The sequence below is a fragment of the Serratia sp. JUb9 genome (assembly GCF_014298095.1).
In the GTDB taxonomy this organism is placed as follows: domain Bacteria; phylum Pseudomonadota; class Gammaproteobacteria; order Enterobacterales; family Enterobacteriaceae; genus Serratia_B; species Serratia_B rhizosphaerae.
Genome location: NZ_CP060416.1, coordinates 4,165,537 through 4,186,792, shown reverse-complemented (window position 1 = coordinate 4,186,792; position 21,256 = coordinate 4,165,537). Strand labels below are relative to the sequence as shown.

At 59.3% G+C, this 21,256-nt stretch carries 18 protein-coding genes; all 18 read left to right on the top strand.

From position 1 onward, the window contains the following. The first annotated feature begins 185 nt into the window (after nt 1-185). Nucleotides 186-1,904, top strand: coding sequence for an acetolactate synthase 3 large subunit (gene ilvI / locus HF675_RS19810; protein ID WP_105229760.1), 1,719 nt, complete (start codon nt 186-188; stop codon nt 1,902-1,904). A 2-nt stretch (nt 1,905-1,906) separates the two neighbouring features. Then, nucleotides 1,907-2,398, top strand: coding sequence for an acetolactate synthase small subunit (gene ilvN / locus HF675_RS19805; RefSeq protein WP_015670906.1), 492 nt, complete (start codon nt 1,907-1,909; stop codon nt 2,396-2,398). Between the two features lie 206 nt (nt 2,399-2,604). Then, complete coding sequence (gene cra / locus HF675_RS19800) at nt 2,605-3,609, top strand: catabolite repressor/activator (RefSeq protein ID WP_105229761.1); 1,005 nt, start codon at nt 2,605-2,607, stop codon at nt 3,607-3,609. Between the two features lie 719 nt (nt 3,610-4,328). After that, nucleotides 4,329-4,787: a division/cell wall cluster transcriptional repressor MraZ gene (gene mraZ, locus HF675_RS19795; RefSeq protein WP_105229762.1), complete on the top strand. Its 459-nt coding sequence runs from the start codon at nt 4,329-4,331 to the stop codon at nt 4,785-4,787. A gap of 2 nt (nt 4,788-4,789) precedes the next feature. Beyond that, nucleotides 4,790-5,731 carry a 16S rRNA (cytosine(1402)-N(4))-methyltransferase RsmH gene (rsmH, locus tag HF675_RS19790; protein ID WP_105229763.1) on the top strand — a complete coding sequence of 314 codons (942 nt, stop codon included), beginning with the start codon at nt 4,790-4,792 and terminating at the stop codon, nt 5,729-5,731. Continuing rightward, the gene (gene ftsL / locus HF675_RS19785; protein ID WP_105229764.1) at nt 5,728-6,048 is read left to right on the top strand and encodes a cell division protein FtsL; all 321 of its coding nucleotides are present in this window, start codon (nt 5,728-5,730) and stop codon (nt 6,046-6,048) included. Before rsmH ends, ftsL begins: the two co-directional genes overlap by 4 nt. Before the next feature lie 42 nt (nt 6,049-6,090). Further along, complete coding sequence (locus HF675_RS19780) at nt 6,091-7,854, top strand: peptidoglycan glycosyltransferase FtsI (protein ID WP_105229765.1); 1,764 nt, start codon at nt 6,091-6,093, stop codon at nt 7,852-7,854. Continuing rightward, nucleotides 7,841-9,328 carry a UDP-N-acetylmuramoyl-L-alanyl-D-glutamate--2,6-diaminopimelate ligase gene (gene murE / locus HF675_RS19775; protein ID WP_187043629.1) on the top strand — a complete coding sequence of 496 codons (1,488 nt, stop codon included), beginning with the start codon at nt 7,841-7,843 and terminating at the stop codon, nt 9,326-9,328. Before HF675_RS19780 ends, murE begins: the two co-directional genes overlap by 14 nt. Next, nucleotides 9,325-10,686, top strand: a complete 1,362-nt coding sequence (gene murF / locus HF675_RS19770; protein WP_105229767.1) for a UDP-N-acetylmuramoyl-tripeptide--D-alanyl-D-alanine ligase — start codon at nt 9,325-9,327, stop codon at nt 10,684-10,686. Before murE ends, murF begins: the two co-directional genes overlap by 4 nt. Next, a complete protein-coding gene (mraY, locus tag HF675_RS19765) occupies nt 10,680-11,762 on the top strand; it encodes a phospho-N-acetylmuramoyl-pentapeptide-transferase (RefSeq protein ID WP_015670914.1) in 1,083 nt (360 codons plus the stop codon). Before murF ends, mraY begins: the two co-directional genes overlap by 7 nt. Before the next feature lie 2 nt (nt 11,763-11,764). Beyond that, nucleotides 11,765-13,084, top strand: coding sequence for a UDP-N-acetylmuramoyl-L-alanine--D-glutamate ligase (murD, locus tag HF675_RS19760; RefSeq protein ID WP_187043628.1), 1,320 nt, complete (start codon nt 11,765-11,767; stop codon nt 13,082-13,084). Beyond that, nucleotides 13,081-14,283: a cell division protein FtsW gene (gene ftsW, locus HF675_RS19755; protein ID WP_187043627.1), complete on the top strand. Its 1,203-nt coding sequence runs from the start codon at nt 13,081-13,083 to the stop codon at nt 14,281-14,283. The genes murD and ftsW overlap by 4 nt, the downstream gene beginning before the upstream one ends. 3 nt (nt 14,284-14,286) lie before the next feature. Continuing rightward, nucleotides 14,287-15,351, top strand: a complete 1,065-nt coding sequence (gene murG, locus HF675_RS19750) for an undecaprenyldiphospho-muramoylpentapeptide beta-N-acetylglucosaminyltransferase (protein ID WP_105229770.1) — start codon at nt 14,287-14,289, stop codon at nt 15,349-15,351. Nucleotides 15,352-15,436: 85 nt separating this feature from the next. Beyond that, nucleotides 15,437-16,918 (top strand): UDP-N-acetylmuramate--L-alanine ligase, encoded by a 1,482-nt coding sequence (gene murC / locus HF675_RS19745; protein ID WP_187043626.1) that lies wholly within the window; start codon nt 15,437-15,439, stop codon nt 16,916-16,918. Further along, nucleotides 16,911-17,831 (top strand): D-alanine--D-alanine ligase, encoded by a 921-nt coding sequence (locus HF675_RS19740; RefSeq protein WP_105229772.1) that lies wholly within the window; start codon nt 16,911-16,913, stop codon nt 17,829-17,831. The genes murC and HF675_RS19740 overlap by 8 nt, the downstream gene beginning before the upstream one ends. 1 nt (nt 17,832) lies before the next feature. Next, nucleotides 17,833-18,687 (top strand): cell division protein FtsQ, encoded by an 855-nt coding sequence (gene ftsQ, locus HF675_RS19735; protein ID WP_105229773.1) that lies wholly within the window; start codon nt 17,833-17,835, stop codon nt 18,685-18,687. Further along, nucleotides 18,684-19,940 (top strand): cell division protein FtsA, encoded by a 1,257-nt coding sequence (gene ftsA, locus HF675_RS19730; RefSeq protein WP_015670921.1) that lies wholly within the window; start codon nt 18,684-18,686, stop codon nt 19,938-19,940. The genes ftsQ and ftsA overlap by 4 nt, the downstream gene beginning before the upstream one ends. A gap of 73 nt (nt 19,941-20,013) precedes the next feature. After that, nucleotides 20,014-21,174, top strand: coding sequence for a cell division protein FtsZ (ftsZ, locus tag HF675_RS19725; RefSeq protein ID WP_015670922.1), 1,161 nt, complete (start codon nt 20,014-20,016; stop codon nt 21,172-21,174). Nucleotides 21,175-21,256 lie beyond the last annotated feature (82 nt).

Below are 21,256 nucleotides of genomic sequence, written 5' to 3'. Positions count from 1 at the left end.
GACGTTATGTTAAGGGATTCTATACCCGTCATTTTCCGGATTAAGCGCCGGTTGGCCGCCTTCATTCATGACCTTATTCAGCGCGGCGATGGGTAGGCCAAAAACGCATCACGTCGGGGTATACCCGACGAGCAGGCGCCACGTTCCGGCGCCAGACAAGTATAAGTAAGCCTGGAGGCAAACCCATGGAGATGTTGTCAGGAGCCGAAATGGTCGTGCGATCGCTGATCGACCAGGGCGTTAAACATGTATTCGGTTATCCGGGCGGGGCGGTGCTTGATATTTATGACGCCCTGCACACGGTGGGCGGAATCGATCACGTACTGGTGCGCCATGAGCAGGGGGCGGTGCATATGGCCGATGGCTACGCACGCGCCACCGGCGAAGTCGGCGTAGTGCTGGTCACCTCCGGCCCGGGCGCGACCAATGCGATTACCGGTATTGCCACCGCCTATATGGACTCCATTCCGATGGTGGTGCTTTCCGGCCAGGTGCCGAGCTCGCTGATTGGCTACGACGCCTTCCAGGAGTGCGATATGGTGGGGATTTCGCGTCCGGTGGTGAAGCACAGTTTTCTGGTCAAGCGCACCGAGGATATTCCCGGCGTACTGAAAAAAGCGTTTTATCTGGCCGCCAGCGGCCGTCCCGGCCCGGTGGTAATCGATCTGCCGAAAGACATTGTCGGCCCGGCGGTGCGCATGCCGTATGCCTATCCGCAGGAGGTCAGCCTGCGTTCTTACAACCCGACGGTGCAGGGCCACCGCGGCCAGATCAAACGTGCCCTGCATACTCTGATGGCGGCGAAAAAGCCGGTGATGTATGTCGGCGGCGGCGCGATCAATGCCGAATGCCATACGGAGGTGGCGGCGTTGGCGGAACGGCTCAACCTGCCGGTCACCTGTACGTTGATGGGGTTGGGGGCTTTCCCGGGCACGCACCGCCAAAGCGTCGGTATGTTGGGGATGCACGGTACCTATGAAGCTAACAAGACCATGCACCACGCCGATGTGATTTTTGCCGTCGGCGTGCGTTTTGACGACCGTACCACCAACAATCTGGCGAAATACTGTCCGGACGCCACCGTGCTGCATATTGATATCGACCCGACTTCAATTTCCAAAACCGTGGATGCGGATATCCCGATCGTCGGCGACGCGAAGCAGGTGCTGGCTCAGATGCTGGAGCTGCTGGCGCAGAGTGACAGGCAGCAGGACTTTGATGCGCTGCGCGACTGGTGGCAGTCGATTGAGCAGTGGCGCGCGCGCGACTGTCTGGGGTATGACAAAAATGGCGATACCATCAAACCGCAGGCGGTGATTGAAGCTCTGCACCGGCTGACCAAAGGCGACGCTTATGTGACGTCTGACGTCGGCCAGCATCAGATGTTCGCTGCGCTGTATTATCCGTTCGACAAGCCGCGCCGCTGGATCAATTCCGGCGGACTAGGCACGATGGGCTTCGGCCTGCCGGCGGCACTCGGGGTGAAGCTGGCGCTGCCGGAGGAAACCGTGGTGTGCGTGACCGGCGACGGCAGTATCCAGATGAACATTCAGGAACTGTCCACCGCGCTGCAATACAATCTGCCGGTGGTGGTGGTGAATCTGAACAACCGCTATCTCGGCATGGTGAAGCAGTGGCAGGACATGATCTATTCCGGCCGTCATTCGCAGTCCTATATGGAGTCGCTGCCCGATTTCGTCGCACTGGCCGAGGCTTACGGGCATGTCGGTATCGCCATCCGCACCCCGGATGAACTGGAAAGTAAGCTGGCGCAGGCGCTGGCGGAGAAGGAACGACTGGTGTTTGTCGATGTGACCGTTGATGAAACGGAACATGTGTACCCCATGCAGATCCGCGGTGGCGGCATGGACGAAATGTGGCTGAGCAAAACGGAGAGGACCTGATCATGCGGCGTATTTTATCTGTATTACTGGAGAATGAATCCGGTGCGTTGTCGCGCGTGGTCGGGCTGTTTTCCCAGCGCGGCTACAACATTGAAAGCCTGACGGTCGCGCCGACCGACGATCCGACGCTGTCGCGTATGACCATCCAGACCGTGGGCGACGAGAAGGTGCTGGAACAGATTGAGAAGCAGCTGCATAAGCTGGTGGATGTGCTGCGCGTCAGCGAATTGGCGCAGGGGGCGCACGTCGAGCGTGAGATCATGCTGGTCAAGCTGCAGGCCAGCGGCTACGGCCGTGAAGAGGTGAAGCGCTGCGCCGATATTTTCCGCGGGCAGATTGTTGATGTCACCGCGACGCTGTACACCGTGCAGCTGGCGGGCACCAGCGATAAACTGGATGCTTTCCTGGGAACGGTGCGTGAAGTGGCGGAAATCGTCGAAGTGGCGCGCTCCGGCGTCGTTGGCGTCTCGCGTGGCGATAAGATCATGCGCTGAAAAGAGGGAGGGCAGGGCGCGCTGGCGCCCCTGTCTCAGGCATTCGCGGTAAAATTTTCCCGTTTGCCGGCACCTTGCGGCAAAATCGGTTGCCCGGTAGAGGTTTCTGCTGTTAGATCGTTAAGCCGGCTTGAAGCATTGCATGGCTGCGATGCTTGCTGAGGGCTGCCTTCACTCTCTATTTTCAGCATCAGTAAGGGGTTAACGTGAAACTGGATGAAATCGCGCGTCTCGCAGGTGTTTCGCGCACTACGGCCAGTTATGTCATCAACGGTAAGGCGAAACAGTATCGCGTCAGCGATAAAACCGTCGAAAAAGTGATGGCCGTGGTCAGGGAGCATAATTATCATCCGAACGCCGTGGCGGCAGGGCTGCGCGCCGGTCGGACACGTTCTATCGGATTGGTGATTCCCGACCTGGAAAACACCAGCTACACACGCATCGCCAACTATCTGGAACGGCAGGCGCGCCAGCGTGGCTACCAGCTGCTGATTGCCTGCTCTGAGGATCAGCCGGATAACGAAATGCGCTGTATCGAGCACCTGCTGCAGCGCCAGGTCGACGCGATTATCGTTTCGACCGCTTTGCCGCCGGAACACCCTTTCTACCAGCGCTGGGCGAATGGCTCACTGCCGATCATCGCGCTGGATCGCGCGCTGGATCGCGAGCATTTCATCAGCGTCGTAGGCGCCGATCAGGAAGACGCCTTCACCTTGGCGCAGGAGCTGCGCACTTTCCCGGCGGAGTCGGTGCTGTATTTAGGCGCACTGCCGGAACTGTCGGTCAGTTTCCTGCGCGAGCAGGGGTTCCGTCAGGCCTGGCAGGATGATGAACGCCAGGTGGATTACCTGTACGCCAATAGCTATGAGCGCGAAGCCGCAGGGACGTTGTTCGCCCAGTGGCTGCAAACCCACCCGATGCCGCAGGCGCTGTTCACCACTTCGTTTTCATTGCTGCAGGGCGTGATGGATGTGACCTTGAAGCAACAAGGGCGTCTGCCGACCGATTTGGCGATCGCCACGTTTGGCGATCATGAACTGCTGGATTTCCTGCAGTGTCCGGTGTTGGCGGTGGCGCAGCGCCACCGCGACGTGGCGGAGCGCGTATTGGAACTGGTGCTGGCCAGTCTGGACGAACCGCGCAAGCCGAAGCCGGGCCTGACGCGCATTCGCCGTAATCTGTTCCGCCGCGGTAGCCTGAGCAGAAAGTAAGCGGCAAGACGGGGGAGCAGCGCGCTGTTCCCTTGCCGCAAGACACACCTGCCTGATGTTTTTAATAAACCGATATAAAACAGTGGGTTGTGTTTTTCATGCGTTTTTCTAATTGAAATGTCAAAAACGATAGGAATAAACATGTAAGGAAATGCGGCCGCATTGTAAAGTTTTTTGGGAATAATCTTAGTAATATGATTTAAATCGCAATTAGCCCGCCTGGTAATCGTAAAAATATTTATTTTATTTCCCCCTCTCGGCATTCGCCGTTTAATTGCAGTAAAATAACGCCCCCGTTATCGGACTGCCGACATCAGCCTTAATTAATATAGGGCATTATCGTCAGCCCTTTCGGGGAGGCACCGTGCCGCTGGCCTGCGCCGTCGCGGGTTTGGCCGTCATGCCGTGGGGCAAAAGAACAATTGAAAAATGAGACTTCGATTACAGAAGAAAGTATTGAGCTAATTAATCGCCAATTTGTCAGATTGTTAACCGCCTACTTTCCTTTCAAAAAATTCTCCTCGTTTATCATGGTGTTAATTTTTAATTGCCGAATAAAAAGAGTTCCTTTCGCGAGTCAGCTCCCAAAACGAACAGAGAAATATTGCCAAAGCACCGCCGCTCTGGCTTGACAAGGTTTTAATACCCTCCGTAAACTCCTTTATGTGGGAATTTGTGGGGTAAAGTGGTGAAAAAGGTCACGAAGGGGTAGCTCAGGAATGTTTCGAGGGGCGACGATGGTCAACCTCGACAGCAAGGGGCGGCTTGCCGTACCAACCCGTTACCGGGACTCGCTGAACGAGGAATCGCAAGGCCAAATGGTCTGTACCATTGACCTCCATCAGCCCTGCCTGCTGCTTTACCCGTTGCCCGAATGGGAAGTGATTGAACAAAAGTTATCCCGTCTGTCGAGCATGAACCCTGCGGAGCGCCGCGTACAGCGCTTGCTGTTGGGACATGCCAGTGAGTGTCAGATGGATAACGCCGGCCGGTTGTTGATAGCCAGTACGCTGCGCCAACACGCCGGATTAACGAAAGAAGTGATGCTGGTCGGTCAGTTCAACAAGTTTGAACTGTGGGATGAACAGACCTGGTATCAACAAGTCAAGGATGATATTGACGCTGAACAGTCGTCTCAGGAACCGTTGTCTGAGCGGCTACAGGACTTGTCGCTATAAGCATGTTGGAAAATTATAAACACACTACCGTACTGTTGGATGAGGCGGTTAACGGCCTCAACATCCGCAGTAACGGCATATATATCGACGGTACTTTTGGTCGCGGTGGCCATTCTCGTCTGATTCTGTCCCAGCTCGGGCCGGAAGGACGCTTGTTGGCGATTGACCGCGATCCGCAGGCGATTGCAGCCGCCAAATCTATTGAAGATCCTCGTTTTAACATCGTACATGGCCCGTTTTCCGAGTTGTCGCATTATGTGCGGGAGCGCGGACTGGAAGGGCAGATCGACGGCGTTCTGCTGGATCTGGGCGTATCTTCACCGCAGCTCGACGACCCGGAGCGCGGTTTCTCCTTTATGCGCGACGGACCGTTGGATATGCGCATGGACCCTTCGCGCGGCCAGTCCGCCGCCGAATGGTTACTGAAAGCCGAAGCAGAAGATATCGCCTGGGTGCTGAAAACCTTCGGCGAAGAGCGTTTTGCCAAGCGTATTGCACGCGCCATCGTCGAGCGTAATAAAACCGAGCCGATGACGCGCACCAAAGAACTGGCCGAGCTGATTGCCGCTGCCAGTCCGTTCAAAGAAAAGCATAAACACCCGGCGACCCGCAGCTTCCAGGCCATCCGTATTTACATCAACAGCGAACTGGAAGAGATCGAACGTGCGCTGGAAGGCGCACTGGACGTGCTGGCACCGCAGGGGCGTTTGTCGATTATCAGCTTCCACTCGTTGGAAGACAGGATTGTAAAACGCTTTATGCGTCACCACAGCCGCGGCGCGCAGGTGCCGGCGGGACTGCCGCTGACCGAAGCGCAGTTGCGCGAACTGGGCGGTCGCAGCCTGAAAGCGCTGGGCAAGATGATGCCGCCGGCTGAAGAAGTCGCCGAAAATCCACGTGCGCGCAGTTCAGTGTTGCGCATTGCCGAGAGGGTATCCGAGTGATTGGGAATGAGCGCCATGGGTTGGTTGGGGTTATCGGCGGCGATTTGCTGCGCAACGCCAAGATCCCGCTGATTTTACTGATAGCCGTGCTGGTTTCCGCCATTTTGGTGGTAACCACCGCGCACCGTACCCGCCTGTTGACCGCCGAGCGCGAGCAGCTGGTGCTGGAGCGCGATGCGCTGGATATCGAGTGGCGCAACCTGATCCTCGAAGAGAATGCGCTGGGCGACCACAGTCGCGTGGAGCGTACGGCGACTGAGAAGCTGCAGATGCAGCATGTCGATCCATCGCAAGAAAATATCATCGTTAAACAATGAGTGGTTTAACCGACGTAATGAAACGGAGCAAAAAGGGAACGCATGAAAGCAGCACGCCCCGGTAAGTTGAAACGCCAGGAAGATCAAGCCAGCTTTGTCAGCTGGCGTTTTGCGTTGCTGTGCGGCTGTATTTTGCTGGCGCTGGTCGGGCTGATGCTGCGGGTGGCGTATCTGCAGGTGATTAACCCGGATCGGCTGGTGAAAGAAGGCGATATGCGTTCGCTGCGTGTACAGCAGGTGCCGACATCGCGTGGAATGATCAGCGATCGCGCCGGGCGGCCGCTGGCGGTCAGCGTACCGGTGAACGCCATCTGGGCGGATCCGAAAGAGCTGAACGAGCGCGGCGGCATTACGCTGGACAACCGTTGGAAAGCGCTGTCGGACGCGCTGGGCATCCCGCTCGATCAGCTCTCCAAGCGCGTTAACGCCAACCCGCGCGGACGTTTTGTCTATCTGGCGCGCCAGGTTAATCCGGCAATCGGCGAGTATATTCACAAGCTGAAGCTACCGGGCATTTACCTGCGTCAGGAGTCGCGCCGCTATTACCCTGCCGGGCAGGTCACCTCGCACATTATCGGCGTGACCAACATCGACGGTCAGGGTATTGAAGGCATTGAGAAAAGCTTTGATCACTGGCTGACCGGACAACCGGGCGAGCGTACTGTGCGTAAAGACCGCTATGGCCGCGTGATTGAGGATATCTCTTCGGTCGACAGCCAGGCGGCGCATAACCTGGCGCTGAGCATTGATGAACGTCTGCAGGCGCTGGTCTACCGCGAGCTGAACAACGCGGTGGCGTTCAACAAGGCGGAATCCGGTACGGCTGTGCTGATCGACGTCAACACCGGCGAAGTGCTGGCGATGGCCAACAGCCCGTCTTATAACCCGAACAATATGGCCGGCACGCCGAAAGAGACCATGCGTAACCGCGCCATTACCGATATTTTTGAGCCTGGTTCTACCGTCAAACCGATGGTGGTGATGACGGCGCTGCAGCACGGCGTAGTGAGAGAAAACAGCGTGCTGAACACCGTGCCTTACCGCATTAACGGCCATGAGATTAAAGACGTGGCGCGTTATCCGGAACTGTCGGTGACCGGGATCTTGCAGAAGTCGAGTAACGTCGGTGTTTCCAAGCTGGCGTTAGCGATGCCGTCCTCAGCGTTAGTAGATACTTACTCACGTTTTGGGCTGGGAAAAGCGACCAATTTGGGGTTGGTCGGAGAAAGCAGTGGCATATATCCAAAAAAACAACGGTGGTCTGACATAGAGAGGGCCACCTTCTCTTTCGGCTACGGGCTAATGGTAACACCGTTACAGTTGGCGCGAGTCTATGCAACGATCGGCAGCCTGGGCGTGTATCGCCCACTGTCGATTACCAAGGTTGACCCGCCGGTTGCCGGCAAACGCATATTCCCTGAACCGCTGGTGCGTACCGTGGTGCACATGATGGAAAGCGTGGCCCTGCCGGGCGGCGGCGGCGTGAAAGCCGCCATCAAGGGTTACCGTATCGCCATTAAAACCGGTACCGCGAAGAAAGTGGGGCCGGACGGTAAATACGTCAACCGTTATATCGCTTATACCGCCGGCGTTGCGCCGGCGAGTCAGCCCCGTTTTGCCCTGGTGGTGGTCATCAACGACCCGCAGGGCGGGAAATACTATGGTGGCGCAATCTCCGCGCCGGTGTTTGGCGCCATCATGGGCGGCGTACTGCGCACCATGAACGTTGAGCCGGACGCGTTGCCCACCGGTGATAAAAGCGAATTAGTGATTAATAAAAAAGAGGGTTCAGGTGGCAGATCGTAATTTGCGCGACCTACTCGCTCCGTGGGTGCCTTCGGCCCCCGAGCGCGCGCTGCGGGAAATGATATTAGACAGCCGGATTGCGGCTGCCGGGGATCTGTTTGTCGCCGTAAACGGCCACCAGACGGATGGTCGCCGCTATATTCCGCAAGCCATCGCCCAGGGCGTCGCCGCAGTGATCGCAGAAGCTGAAGGCGCCGCCGAAGACGGTGAAATTCGTACGATGCACGGTGTGCCGGTGATTTACCTCGGCCAGTTGAATCAGCGCCTGTCTGCGCTGGCCGGGCGTTTTTACCATCAGCCGGCAGAACGCCTGCGTCTGGTCGGCGTGACCGGTACCAACGGTAAAACCACCACCACCCAGCTGCTGGCGCAGTGGGGGCAGCTGCTGGGCGAAACCAGCGCGGTGATGGGCACCGTCGGCAACGGCCTGCTGGGCCAGGTGTGCCCGACAGAAAATACCACCGGTTCGGCGGTGGATGTGCAACATGTATTAAATGACCTGGCGGATCGCGGCGCGACGCTGGCGGCGATGGAAGTCTCTTCCCATGGTCTGGTGCAAAGCCGCGTTGCGGCGCTGCCGTTTGCCGCGGCGGTGTTCACCAACCTGAGCCGCGACCACCTGGATTACCACGGCGACATGGCCAGCTATGAAGCGGCGAAATGGTCGCTGTTCGCCGAGCACCAGGTCGGCCAGGCGATTATCAATGCCGATGATGAAGTCGGTCAGCGCTGGCTGGCGCAGCTGCCGGATGCGGTGGCTGTCACCATGCAGGATAACCTGCAGCCGGGCTGCCACGGCCGCTGGCTGAAGGCCACCTCGGTGGACTATCACGATAACGGCGCCACTATCCGTTTCAGCTCCAGCTGGGGGGATGGCGAGATTGAAAGCCGTCTGATGGGGGCATTTAACGTCAGCAACCTGCTGCTGGCGCTGGCGACGCTGCTGTCGCTGGGCTATCCGCTGGCGGCGCTGGTGGCCAGCGCGCAGCAACTGCAGCCGGTCTGTGGCCGCATGGAAGTGTTCAATGCGCCGGGCAAGCCGACGGTCGTGGTCGATTACGCCCACACGCCGGACGCGCTGGAAAAAGCGCTGGAAGCCGCGCGTCTGCACTGCCGCGGGCAGCTGTGGTGCGTCTTTGGCTGCGGCGGTGACCGCGACAAAGGCAAACGCCCGCTGATGGGCGCGATTGCCGAGCAGTTTGCCGACCGGGTGGTGATCACCGATGACAACCCGCGTACCGAAGAGCCGCAGGCGATTATCGCCGATATCCTGAACGGTCTGCTGGACGCCGGCCGGGCGCAGGTGATTCACGGGCGTGCCGAGGCGGTAACCAGCTCGGTGATGCAGGCGAAAGAACAAGACGTGGTGCTGGTGGCCGGTAAAGGTCATGAGGATTATCAACTGGTGGGCAATCGCCGTCTGGATTATTCCGACCGCACCACCGTCGCGCGTTTGCTGGGGGTGATGGCATGATTCCCGTTTCCCTTCAGGCCCTGTCCGATGTATTGCGCGCCGAGTTAATCGGCGTCGATTGCCAAATTGATGAAGTGACGACGGATACCCGCCAAGTGACCGCAGGCTGTCTGTTTGTGGCGCTGAAAGGCGAGCGTTTTGACGCACATGATTTTGCCGCAGATGCGGTTGCCGCCGGCGCAGGTGCTTTGCTGGTAAGCAAGCGCTTACCGGTGGAGGTGCCGCAGTTGGTGGTGGCGGATACCCGGCTGGCGCTGGGCGCGCTGGCGGGCTGGGTTCGTCAGCAGGTGCCGGCCAAAGTGGTGGCGCTGACCGGCTCATCGGGTAAAACCTCGGTGAAAGAGATGACCGCCACGATCCTGCGCGAGTGCGGGGACGTGCTGTATACCGCCGGCAACTTTAACAACGATATCGGCGTGCCGTTGACGCTGCTGCGTCTGCAGCCGCAGCATGATTTTGCGGTGATTGAGCTGGGCGCTAACCACATTGGTGAAATTGCCTACACCACCGCGCTGACGCGCCCGCAAAGCGCGCTGGTCAACAACCTGGCGGCGGCGCACCTGGAAGGGTTCGGTTCGCTGGCAGGGGTGGCGCAGGCGAAAGGTGAAATTTTTCAAGGTTTGCCAGCGGATGGCGTCGCCATTATCAACGCGGACAACAACGACTGGCCGCGCTGGCAAAACCTGCTGACGGATCAAACCGTCTGGCGCTTCTCGCCGCAGGCGGCGGAAGGCGTGGACTTCTTCGCCAGCGATATCACGGTTAACGGCAACGGCACGCAGTTTACCCTGCATACCCCGTTTGGCCGCACGGATATCGCACTGCCGCTGCCTGGGCGCCATAACGTAGCCAACGCGCTGGCGGCCACCGCCCTGGCGATGTCGGTAGGCGCGTCGCTGGAAGCGGTGCGCTGCGGTTTGCAGCAGCTGCAGGCGGTGCCGGGGCGTCTGTTCCCGATTGCGCTGGCGGAAGGCAAGCTGCTGCTGGACGACAGCTATAACGCCAACGTCGGTTCAATGACCGCCGCCGCACAGGTGCTGGCGGAGATGCCGGGTTACCGGGTGATGGTGGCGGGCGATATGGCGGAACTGGGCGATGACGCGGAAGAGTGCCATCGTCAGGTCGGCGAAGCGGCCCGGCAGGCGGGCGTAGATAAAGTGCTGAGCGTGGGGGTTCTGAGTCAGGCGCTCAGCGACGCGGCCGGCAACGGCGAGCATTTTCAGGATCAAGCGGCAGCAATCGCGCGCGTAGCGGAATTACTGCAGGAACATGCGGTCATTACCGTGTTAATCAAAGGGTCACGTAGTGCCGCGATGGAGCAGGTAGTACGCGCGTTACAGGAGAAAGCAGCATGTTAGTTTGGCTGGCCGAGCATTTGGTCAAATATTATTCCGGCTTTAACGTCTTTTCCTATCTGACGTTTCGCGCCATTGTCAGCCTGCTGACCGCGCTGTTTATTTCTCTGTGGATGGGGCCGCGGCTGATCAGCCGCCTGCAGCAGATGTCCTTCGGGCAGGTTGTACGTAACGATGGCCCGGAGTCGCACTTCAGCAAGCGCGGCACGCCGACCATGGGCGGCATTATGATTCTGACCTCCATCACCATTTCGGTGCTGATGTGGGCCTATCCGTCTAACCCGTACGTCTGGTGCGTGCTGTTTGTGCTGGTAGGTTACGGCATTGTCGGGTTCGTCGACGACTACCGTAAGGTGGTGCGTAAGGACACTAAAGGGCTGATTGCCCGCTGGAAGTATTTCTGGATGTCGGTGATTGCGCTGGCGGTGGCGTTCAGCATGTACATGGTCGGTAAAGATACCCCCGCCACCGAACTGGTGGTGCCGTTCTTTAAAGACGTGATGCCGCAGCTGGGGCTGCTGTATGTACTGCTGGCCTACTTTGTGATTGTCGGCACCGGCAATGCGGTCAACCTGACCGACGGCCTGGACGGCCTGGCGATTATGCCGACGGTGCTGGTGGCGGCCGGTTTTGCGCTGGTGGCCTGGGCGACCGGTAACATGAACTTTGCCAACTACCTGCATATTCCGTACCTGCGGCATGCCGGCGAGCTGGTGATTGTCTGCACCGCGATTGTCGGCGCAGGGCTGGGTTTCCTGTGGTTCAACACCTACCCGGCGCAGGTGTTTATGGGCGACGTCGGTTCGCTGGCGCTGGGCGGCGCGCTGGGCACCATTGCGGTGCTGCTGCGTCAGGAGTTTTTACTGGTGATTATGGGCGGCGTGTTTGTGGTTGAAACGCTGTCGGTGATCCTGCAGGTGGGATCGTTCAAGCTGCGCGGTCAGCGTATTTTCCGCATGGCACCGATTCACCACCACTATGAATTGAAAGGCTGGCCGGAGCCGCGCGTTATTGTGCGCTTCTGGATTGTTTCGCTGATGCTGGTGCTGATTGGCCTGGCAACGCTGAAGGTACGTTAATCATGGCGGATTATCAGGGTAAAAAAGTGGTCATCATCGGACTGGGCCTGACCGGCCTGTCCTGTGTTGATTTCTTTATAACGCACGGCGTGACGCCGCGCGTTATGGATACCCGCATGTCTCCGCCAGGGCTGGAGCAACTGCCGGAGAGCGTGGAACGTCATCTGGGCAATCTGCGTGAAGACTGGCTGCTGTCGGCGGACCTGATCGTCGCCAGCCCGGGCGTGGCGCTGTCTACACCGGCCCTCCTCAGCGCGGCGGAAGCCGGCGTGGAAATCGTCGGCGACATCGAACTGTTCTGCCGTGAGGCACAGGCGCCGATTGTGGCGATTACCGGCTCCAACGGCAAAAGCACCGTCACCACCCTGGTGGGTGAGATGGCGAAGGCTGCCGGCTGGGCGGTCGGCGTCGGCGGCAATATCGGGTTACCGGCGCTGAGCCTGCTGCGCCAGGCGTGCGATCTGTACGTGCTGGAGCTGTCGAGCTTCCAGTTGGAAACCACCAGCAGCCTGCGCGCCGCTGCCGCCACCGTGCTCAATATCAGCGAAGATCATATGGATCGCTATCCGCTGGGGTTGCAGCAGTACCGGGCGGCGAAATTGCGCATTTACGAACAGGCCAAGACCTGCGTGGTGAACGCGGATGATGGGCTGACCATGCCGGTGCGCGGCGCCGACGAGCGCTGCATTAGTTTCGGCGTCGACGTGGGGGATTACCACCTCAACCGTCAGCAGGGAGAGACCTGGCTGCGGGTGCGCGGCGAAAAAGTGCTGAACACCCGCGAGATGAAACTGAGCGGCCAGCACAACCTGACCAATGCGCTGGCGGCGCTGGCGCTGGCCGACGCGGTGCAAATTCCGCGCTCCTCCAGTCTGAAGGCGCTGACCACCTACGCCGGGCTGACGCACCGCTTCCAACTGGTGTTAGAGCATAACGGCGTGCGCTGGATTAATGACTCCAAAGCAACCAACGTCGGCAGCACCGAAGCGGCGCTGAACGGCCTGCAGGTCGACGGCACGCTGCATCTGCTGCTGGGTGGTGACGGTAAATCGGCCGACTTCTCGCCGCTGGCGCGTTATCTGCAGGGCGACAATATCCGTCTGTACTGCTTTGGCCGCGACGGCGCCCAGCTGGCGCAGCTGCGTCCCGATGTGGCGCTGCAGACTGAAACCATGGAACAGGCAATGCGGACGATAGCCGGCGTGGTGCGCTCCGGCGATATGGTGCTGCTGTCACCCGCCTGCGCCAGCCTGGACCAGTTCCGTAATTTTGAAGTACGCGGCGATGAGTTCGCCCGTCTGGCACAGGAGCTTGGCGGATGAAACTACAACTGCCGTCATTCGGCTTAGCGGAAAAACTGAAAGACTGGGTGATGGGCTCGCGTGAAAACGAGAACGCCACGCTGGTGCTGTATGACCGTACGCTGCTGTGGCTGACGTTCGGTCTGGCGATTATCGGTTTTGTGATGGTGACCTCGGCGTCGATGCCGATCGGCCAGCGTCTGGCGGACGATCCGTTCCTGTTCGCCAAGCGCGACGCGCTGTATCTGGGGCTGGCGTTCGGCCTGTCGCTGGTGACGCTGCGCGTCCCGATGGATGTCTGGCAGCGTTACAGCACCGCGATGCTGCTGGTGTCGATCGTCTTGCTGCTCATCGTACTGGTGGTCGGCAGCTCGGTAAACGGCGCATCGCGCTGGATTGCCCTGGGGCCGCTGCGTATCCAGCCGGCGGAGCTGTCGAAGCTGTCGCTGTTCTGCTACCTGGCGAGCTATCTGGTACGCAAGGTGGACGAGGTGCGCAGCAACTTCTGGGGCTTCTGTAAGCCGATGGGCGTGATGGTGGTGCTGGCGGTGCTGCTGCTGGCGCAGCCGGATCTGGGCACCGTGGTGGTGCTGTTTATCACCACGCTGGCGATGCTGTTCCTGGCCGGCGCCAAAATGTGGCAGTTCCTGGCGATTATCGGCTCCGGCGCGTTCGCCGTGGTGCTGTTGATTATCGCTGAACCGTACCGTATGCGCCGCGTGACCTCATTCTGGAACCCGTGGGCCGATCCGTTCGGCAGCGGCTACCAGCTGACCCAATCGCTGATGGCGTTCGGCCGCGGTGAATTCTGGGGGCAGGGGCTCGGCAACTCGGTGCAGAAACTGGAATATTTGCCGGAGGCGCACACCGACTTTATCTTCTCGATTTTAGGTGAAGAACTCGGCTATATCGGTGTGGTTTTCGCGCTGTTAATGGTATTCTTCGTCGCTTTTCGCGCGATGTCGATCGGCCGCAGGGCGCTGGAAATCGATCAGCGTTTTTCCGGTTTTCTCGCCTGCTCGGTCGGCGTGTGGTTCAGCTTCCAGGCGCTGGTTAACGTCGGCGCGGCGGCGGGTATGCTGCCAACCAAAGGCCTGACCCTGCCGCTGATCAGTTATGGCGGTTCGAGCCTGCTGATTATGTCGACGGCGATCGTGCTGTTATTGCGTATTGATTATGAAACGCGTCTGGCGAAAGCCCAGGCGTTTGTTAAGAGGTAAGGGATGAGCGGGAAAGCGAAGCGTTTAATGGTGATGGCAGGCGGTACCGGCGGGCATGTGTTCCCCGGGCTGGCGGTCGCTCATCATCTGATGGCGCAGGGCTGGCAGGTGCGCTGGCTCGGAACCGCAGACAGAATGGAAGCCGATCTGGTGCCAAAGCACGGGATCGAAATTGATTTTATTCGTATTTCCGGCCTGCGCGGCAAAGGCGTGATGGCGCAGCTGAGCGCGCCGCTGCGCATCTGGCGCGCGGTGCGTCAGGCGAAGGCGATTATGCGCAGCTACCAGCCGGACGTGGTGCTGGGCATGGGCGGTTACGTTTCCGGCCCGGGCGGCCTGGCGGCCTGGCAGTGCGGCGTTCCGGTCGTGCTGCACGAACAGAACGGCATCGCCGGCCTGACCAACCGCTGGCTGGCGCGCATCGCCACCACGGTGCTGCAGGCTTTCCCCGGCGCCTTCCCGAAAGCGGCGGTGGTGGGCAACCCGGTACGTACCGACGTGCTGGCGCTGCCGTTGCCGGCGGAACGCCTGGCCGGGCGTGAAGGCCCTGTCCGCGTGCTGGTGGTTGGCGGCAGTCAGGGCGCGCGCGTGCTGAATCAGACTGTTCCTGAAGTCGCGGCGCGTTTGGGCGATAAAATTACGCTCTGGCATCAGGTAGGCAAAGGCGCGTTGGACACGGTTCAGCGCGAATATGCCCGCGTCGGGCAGACGCAGCATAAGGTCGCCGAGTTTATCGATGATATGGCGGCCGCCTATGCCTGGGCTGACGTGGTGGTGTGCCGTTCCGGCGCGCTGACCGTCAGCGAGATTGCCGCGGCGGGACTGCCGGCGATTTTTGTGCCGTTCCAGCATAAGGACCGTCAGCAGTACTGGAACGCCCGCCCGCTGGAAGAAGCCGGTGCGGCGAAGATTATTGAACAGCCGCAGTTCAACGCCGATACGGTGGCCGAACTGCTGGCGAGCTGGGATCGTCCGACCCTGCTGGCCATGGCGGAGAAAGCGCGTTCGGTGGCGATCACCGATGCCACCGAACGGGTGGCGGCGGAGCTGATCCGCGTCGCGAAATAGAGATTGCAGGGGTTCGGTTCGCCGGGCCTGTAAATAAAGAAATATCATGTGGTGGGCGCTACGCGGGCCCTGGATTAGAGAGAGTATGAATACACAACAACTGGCGAAACTACGTACAATCGTGCCCGAGATGCGTCGCGTCCGGCACATTCACTTTGTCGGCATCGGTGGTGCCGGCATGGGTGGTATCGCCGAAGTGTTGGCTAATGAAGGGTATCAAATCAGCGGTTCGGATCTGGCGCCGAATCCGGTGACCCAGCAGCTGAGCGCGCTGGGGGCGACGATCTATTTCAACCATCGTCCGGAGAATGTGCTGGATGCGAGCGTAGTGGTGGTCTCCACCGCCATTGCTTCTGACAACCCTGAGATCGTCGCGGCGCGTGAAGCACGCATTCCGGTGATTCGCCGTGCCGAAATGCTGGCCGAACTGATGCGCTTTCGTCACGGCATCGCCGTGGCCGGTACGCACGGCAAAACTACCACCACCGCGATGGTGTCCAGTATTTATGCGGAAGCCGGTCTGGATCCGACCTTCGTCAACGGCGGTCTGGTGAAGGCGGCGGGCACGCACGCGCGCCTCGGCTGCAGCCGTTATCTGATTGCAGAGGCTGACGAAAGCGACGCGTCGTTCCTGCACCTGCAGCCGATGGTGGCGATTGTCACCAATATCGAAGCCGACCACATGGACACTTACCATGGCGACTTTGAAAACCTGAAGCAGACGTTTATCAACTTCCTGCACAACCTGCCGTTCTACGGCCGTGCGGTGATGTGCATTGATGACCCGGTGGTGCGTGAACTGTTGCCGCGCGTCGGGCGTCATATTACTACGTACGGTTTTAGCGAAGATGCCGACGTGCGTATTGAGAGCTACAGCCAGATTGGCCCACAGGGGCACTTTACCCTGAGCCGTCAGGATAAGCCGCTGATGACGGTTACCCTGAACGCGCCGGGACGTCACAATGCGCTGAACGCGGCGGCGGCGGTGGCCGTGGCTACCGAAGAGGGCATTGACGACGAGGACATTTTACGTGCGCTGGCCGGCTTCCAGGGTACCGGACGCCGTTTCGACTTCCTGGGCGAGTTCGCGCTGGATGCGGTGAACGGCAGCGCAGGCAGCGCGATGCTGGTGGACGACTACGGCCACCATCCGACTGAGGTGGACGCCACGATCAAAGCGGCACGCGCCGGCTGGCCGGATAAACGCCTGGTGATGGTGTTCCAGCCGCATCGCTATACCCGCACCCGCGACCTGTACGATGACTTTGCCAACGTGCTTTCTCAGGTGGACGTGCTGCTGATGCTGGAGGTCTATCCGGCGGGTGAAGCGCCGATTCCGGGCGCGGACAGCCGTTCGCTGTGCCGCACCATCCGTAACCGCGGCAAGCTGGACCCGATTTTAGTGTCCGACGCGGATACCGTGCCGGAAACGCTGGCCCAGCTGCTGCAGGCGGATGACCTGGTGCTGGTGCAGGGAGCGGGCAACGTCGGCAAAATTGCCCGTAATCTGGCGGAGCTGAAGCTGCAGCCGCAGCCGCAGAACAAAGAGGAGCAGCCGCATGACTGAGAAAGTCGCCGTCCTGCTGGGTGGCACCTCCGCTGAACGTGATGTTTCCCTGCAGTCCGGCGCGGCGGTGCTGGCCGGTCTGCGCGAAGCCGGCATTGACGCTCACGGCGTCGATACCCGCGACTTCCCGGTGTCGCAGCTCAAGGCGCAGGGCTTTAGCAAAGTATTTATCGCGCTGCACGGGCGCGGCGGCGAGGACGGCACCCTGCAGGGGATGCTGGAGTTCCTGGAATTGCCGTATACCGGTAGCGGCGTGATGGCCTCGGCGCTGACCATGGACAAATGGCGCACCAAGCTGGTGTGGCAGTCGCTGGGCCTGCCGATCGCCCCTTACGTGGCGCTGCATCGTGCGGGTTTTAGCGGCGATGACAAGCATCAGGCGCTGGCGAACATCGAAGCTCTGGGGCTGCCGCTGATCGTCAAGCCAAGCCGCGAAGGCTCCAGCGTCGGCATGAGCAAGGTTGAGTCATTCGGCGCGCTTGAAGCGGCGCTGGAAGAGGCCTTCCGCCACGATGACGACGTGCTGGTGGAGAAATGGCTGAGCGGCCCGGAGTACACCGTGGCGTTTATTGGCGACAGCGTGATGCCGTCGATTCGCATTCAGCCGGCCGGTGTGTTTTACGACTACCAGGCGAAATACATTGCGGACGATACGCAGTATTTCTGCCCGAGCGGTTTGTCGGCCGAGCAGGAGGCTGAACTGGCCGCGCTGGCGGTACGCGCCTACCGTGCGCTGGACTGCAGCGGCTGGGGCCGCGTTGATGTAATGCAGGATAACGATGGCAGCTTCTATCTGCTCGAGGTGAACACCTCGCCGGGCATGACCAGTCATAGCCTGGTGCCGATGGCAGCACGCCAGTTTGGATTAAGCTTCTCGCAACTGGTGGCGAGAATTTTGGAATTGGCCGACTGATATGTCGCAAGCTGCCCTGAATGCACGCGACCGCGAGGTGGAGAACAACAGCCCGCGGCGCAGCAATGGAACCCAACTGGCGGGAATACTTTTCCTGCTGATGGTGCTGGGGACCGTGTTATGGAGTGGTTGGGCGGTGATTGGCTGGATGAAAGACGCCAGCCGTTTGCCGCTCTCCCGCCTGGTGGTGACCGGCGAACGCCATTACACCACCAACGATGATATTCGCCAGGCTATCCTGGCGCTGGGATCGCCGGGCACGTTTATGACGCAGGATGTGAATGTCATCCAGCAGCAGATTGAACGCTTGCCGTGGATTAAGCAGGCCAGCGTGCGCAAGCAATGGCCGGATGAGCTGAAAATCCATCTGGTGGAGTATGTCCCGGTGGCGCGCTGGAATGATTTGCATATGGTCGATGCCGAAGGCAAATCATTCAGCGTTCCGGCGGAGCGCGTCGGCAAGCAGAAATTGCCACTGCTTTATGGTCCGGAAGGGAGCGAGCAGGACGTGCTGGACGGCTATCGCACCATGAGCAGCGCGCTGGCCGCCGGCAAGTTTACCTTGAAGATGGCGGCGATGACGGCGCGCCACTCCTGGCAACTGGCTTTGGACAACGATGTTCGGTTGGAACTGGGGCGTGACGATCGCATGGGACGCCTGCAACGCTTTATCGAGCTGTATCCGGTGCTGGTGCAACAGGGCCAGGCGGAAAACAAACGTGTCAGCTACGTCGACCTGCGCTATGACGCCGGTGCCTCGGTAGGATGGAGTCCGGTGTTAATCGACCCGCAGGCGGCACGTGAACAGCAAAACAGTAATCAGCAACAGAATCAGGCACAGGCAAAACAACGATGATCAAGTCGACGGACAGAAAACTGGTAGTTGGACTGGAGATCGGTACGGCGAAAGTCGCCGCACTGGTAGGGGAAGTTCTGCCCGATGGCATGGTCAACATTATCGGGGTGGGCAGCTGTCCGTCCCGGGGCATGGATAAGGGCGGCGTTAATGACCTGGAATCGGTGGTGAAGTGCGTGCAGCGCGCCATCGATCAGGCGGAACTGATGGCGGATTGCCAGATTTCTTCGGTCTACCTCTCATTATCGGGCAAACACATCAGTTGCCAGAATGAAATCGGGATGGTTCCTATTTCCGAAGAGGAAGTGACCATGGAGGATGTGGAAAACGTTGTGCATACCGCCAAATCGGTGCGTGTGCGTGATGAACACCGCGTGCTGCATGTGATTCCTCAGGAATACGCCATCGACTATCAGGAAGGCATCAAAAACCCGGTAGGGTTGTCCGGCGTGCGTATGCAGGCCAAGGTGCACCTGATCACCTGCCATAACGATATGGCAAAAAACATTGTTAAAGCGGTTGAACGTTGTGGTCTGAAAGTTGACCAACTTATTTTCGCCGGTCTTGCCGCCAGCTATGCGGTGTTAACCGAAGATGAACGCGAGCTCGGCGTCTGTGTGGTGGATATCGGCGGCGGTACCATGGATATGGCGGTGTATACCGGTGGCGCGCTGCGTCACACCAAGGTTATCCCGTATGCCGGTAACGTGGTCACCAGCGATATTGCTTACGCCTTCGGCACACCGCCGACGGATGCGGAAGCGATTAAAGTTCGACACGGTTGTGCGCTTGGATCGATTGTTAGCAAGGATGAGAGTGTAGAGGTGCCTAGCGTCGGGGGACGTCCTCCGCGCAGTCTGCAAAGACAGACGCTGGCTGAAGTTATTGAGCCACGCTACACCGAACTGCTGAATCTGGTTAACGATGAGATTTTGCAATTACAGGAGCAACTGCGTCAGCAAGGGGTGAAGCATCATCTGGCAGCGGGTATCGTGCTGACCGGTGGCGCCGCCCAGATTGATGGCCTGGCAGCCTGTGCGCAACGGGTGTTCCACACCCAGGTACGCATCGGCCAACCCTTGAACATCACGGGTCTGACGGATTATGCGCAGGAGCCTTACTACTCGACGGCGGTAGGTCTGCTGCACTATGGAAAAGAGTCTCACCTGAGTGGTGAGGCAGAAGTAGAAAAAGGCGCCTCAGTGGGCAGTTGGTTTAAACGTATCAACAGCTGGCTGAGAAAAGAGTTTTAATGTTTTAACAAAGAGACCATGCATCGGTATTTTTTATGGTCTCGCAGCGACAGGCACAAAACGGAGAGAAACTATGTTTGAACCAATGGAACTAACCAATGACGCGGTGATTAAAGTCATCGGCGTCGGCGGTGGCGGTGGCAACGCCGTTGAACACATGGTGCGCGAGCGCATCGAAGGTGTTGAATTCTTCGCCGTAAATACCGACGCCCAGGCGCTCCGTAAAACGGCTGTTGGCCAAACCATCCAGATTGGTAATTGCATTACCAAAGGTCTGGGTGCGGGCGCGAACCCGGAAGTGGGTCGTAATTCAGCGGAAGAAGACCGTGAAGCCCTGCGTACCGCGCTGGAAGGCGCGGATATGGTCTTCATCGCGGCCGGCATGGGCGGGGGCACCGGTACCGGCGCCGCGCCAGTGGTGGCTGAAGTAGCAAAAGATCTGGGTATTCTGACAGTGGCCGTGGTTACCAAGCCTTTCAATTTCGAAGGCAAGAAGCGCATGGCGTTCGCTGAGCAGGGTATTGCAGAGCTGTCCAAGCATGTGGACTCCTTGATCACCATCCCGAACGACAAACTGCTGAAAGTTCTGGGACGCGGTATTTCTCTGCTGGACGCGTTCGGCGCGGCCAACGACGTGCTGAAAGGCGCGGTGCAGGGCATTGCCGAGCTGATCACCCGTCCGGGCCTGATGAACGTCGACTTCGCCGACGTGCGCACCGTGATGTCTGAAATGGGCTACGCGATGATGGGCTCCGGCATCGCCTGTGGTGAAGACCGTGCGGAAGAAGCGGCCGAAATGGCGATCTCCAGCCCGCTGCTGGAAGATATCGACTTGTCCGGCGCGCGTGGCGTACTGGTTAACATCACCGCCGGCTTTGACCTGCGTCTGGACGAGTTTGAAACCGTGGGTAACACCATCCGCGCGTTTGCATCCGACAACGCCACCGTGGTGATCGGTACCTCTCTGGATCCGGAGATGAACGACGAACTGCGCGTGACCGTGGTTGCGACCGGTATCGGTATGGACAAGCGTCCGGAAATCACTCTGGTGACCAACAAGCAGCAGCAGGTCAGCCAGCCGGTGATGGATCATCGTTACCAGCAGCACGGTATGTCGCCGCTGCCGCAGGAAGTTAAGCCTGCCGCCAAGGTAGTGAACGATCAGAACGCGCAACCAAACAAAGAGCCTGACTATCTGGATATTCCAGCCTTCTTGCGTAAGCAAGCTGACTAAGAATTTCCTGAGAATTTGGCATCTCCGCTCTTTGTGCTAAACTGTCCCGCCGGCCATGCTGTATGCTTGGCCGGTAGGATGG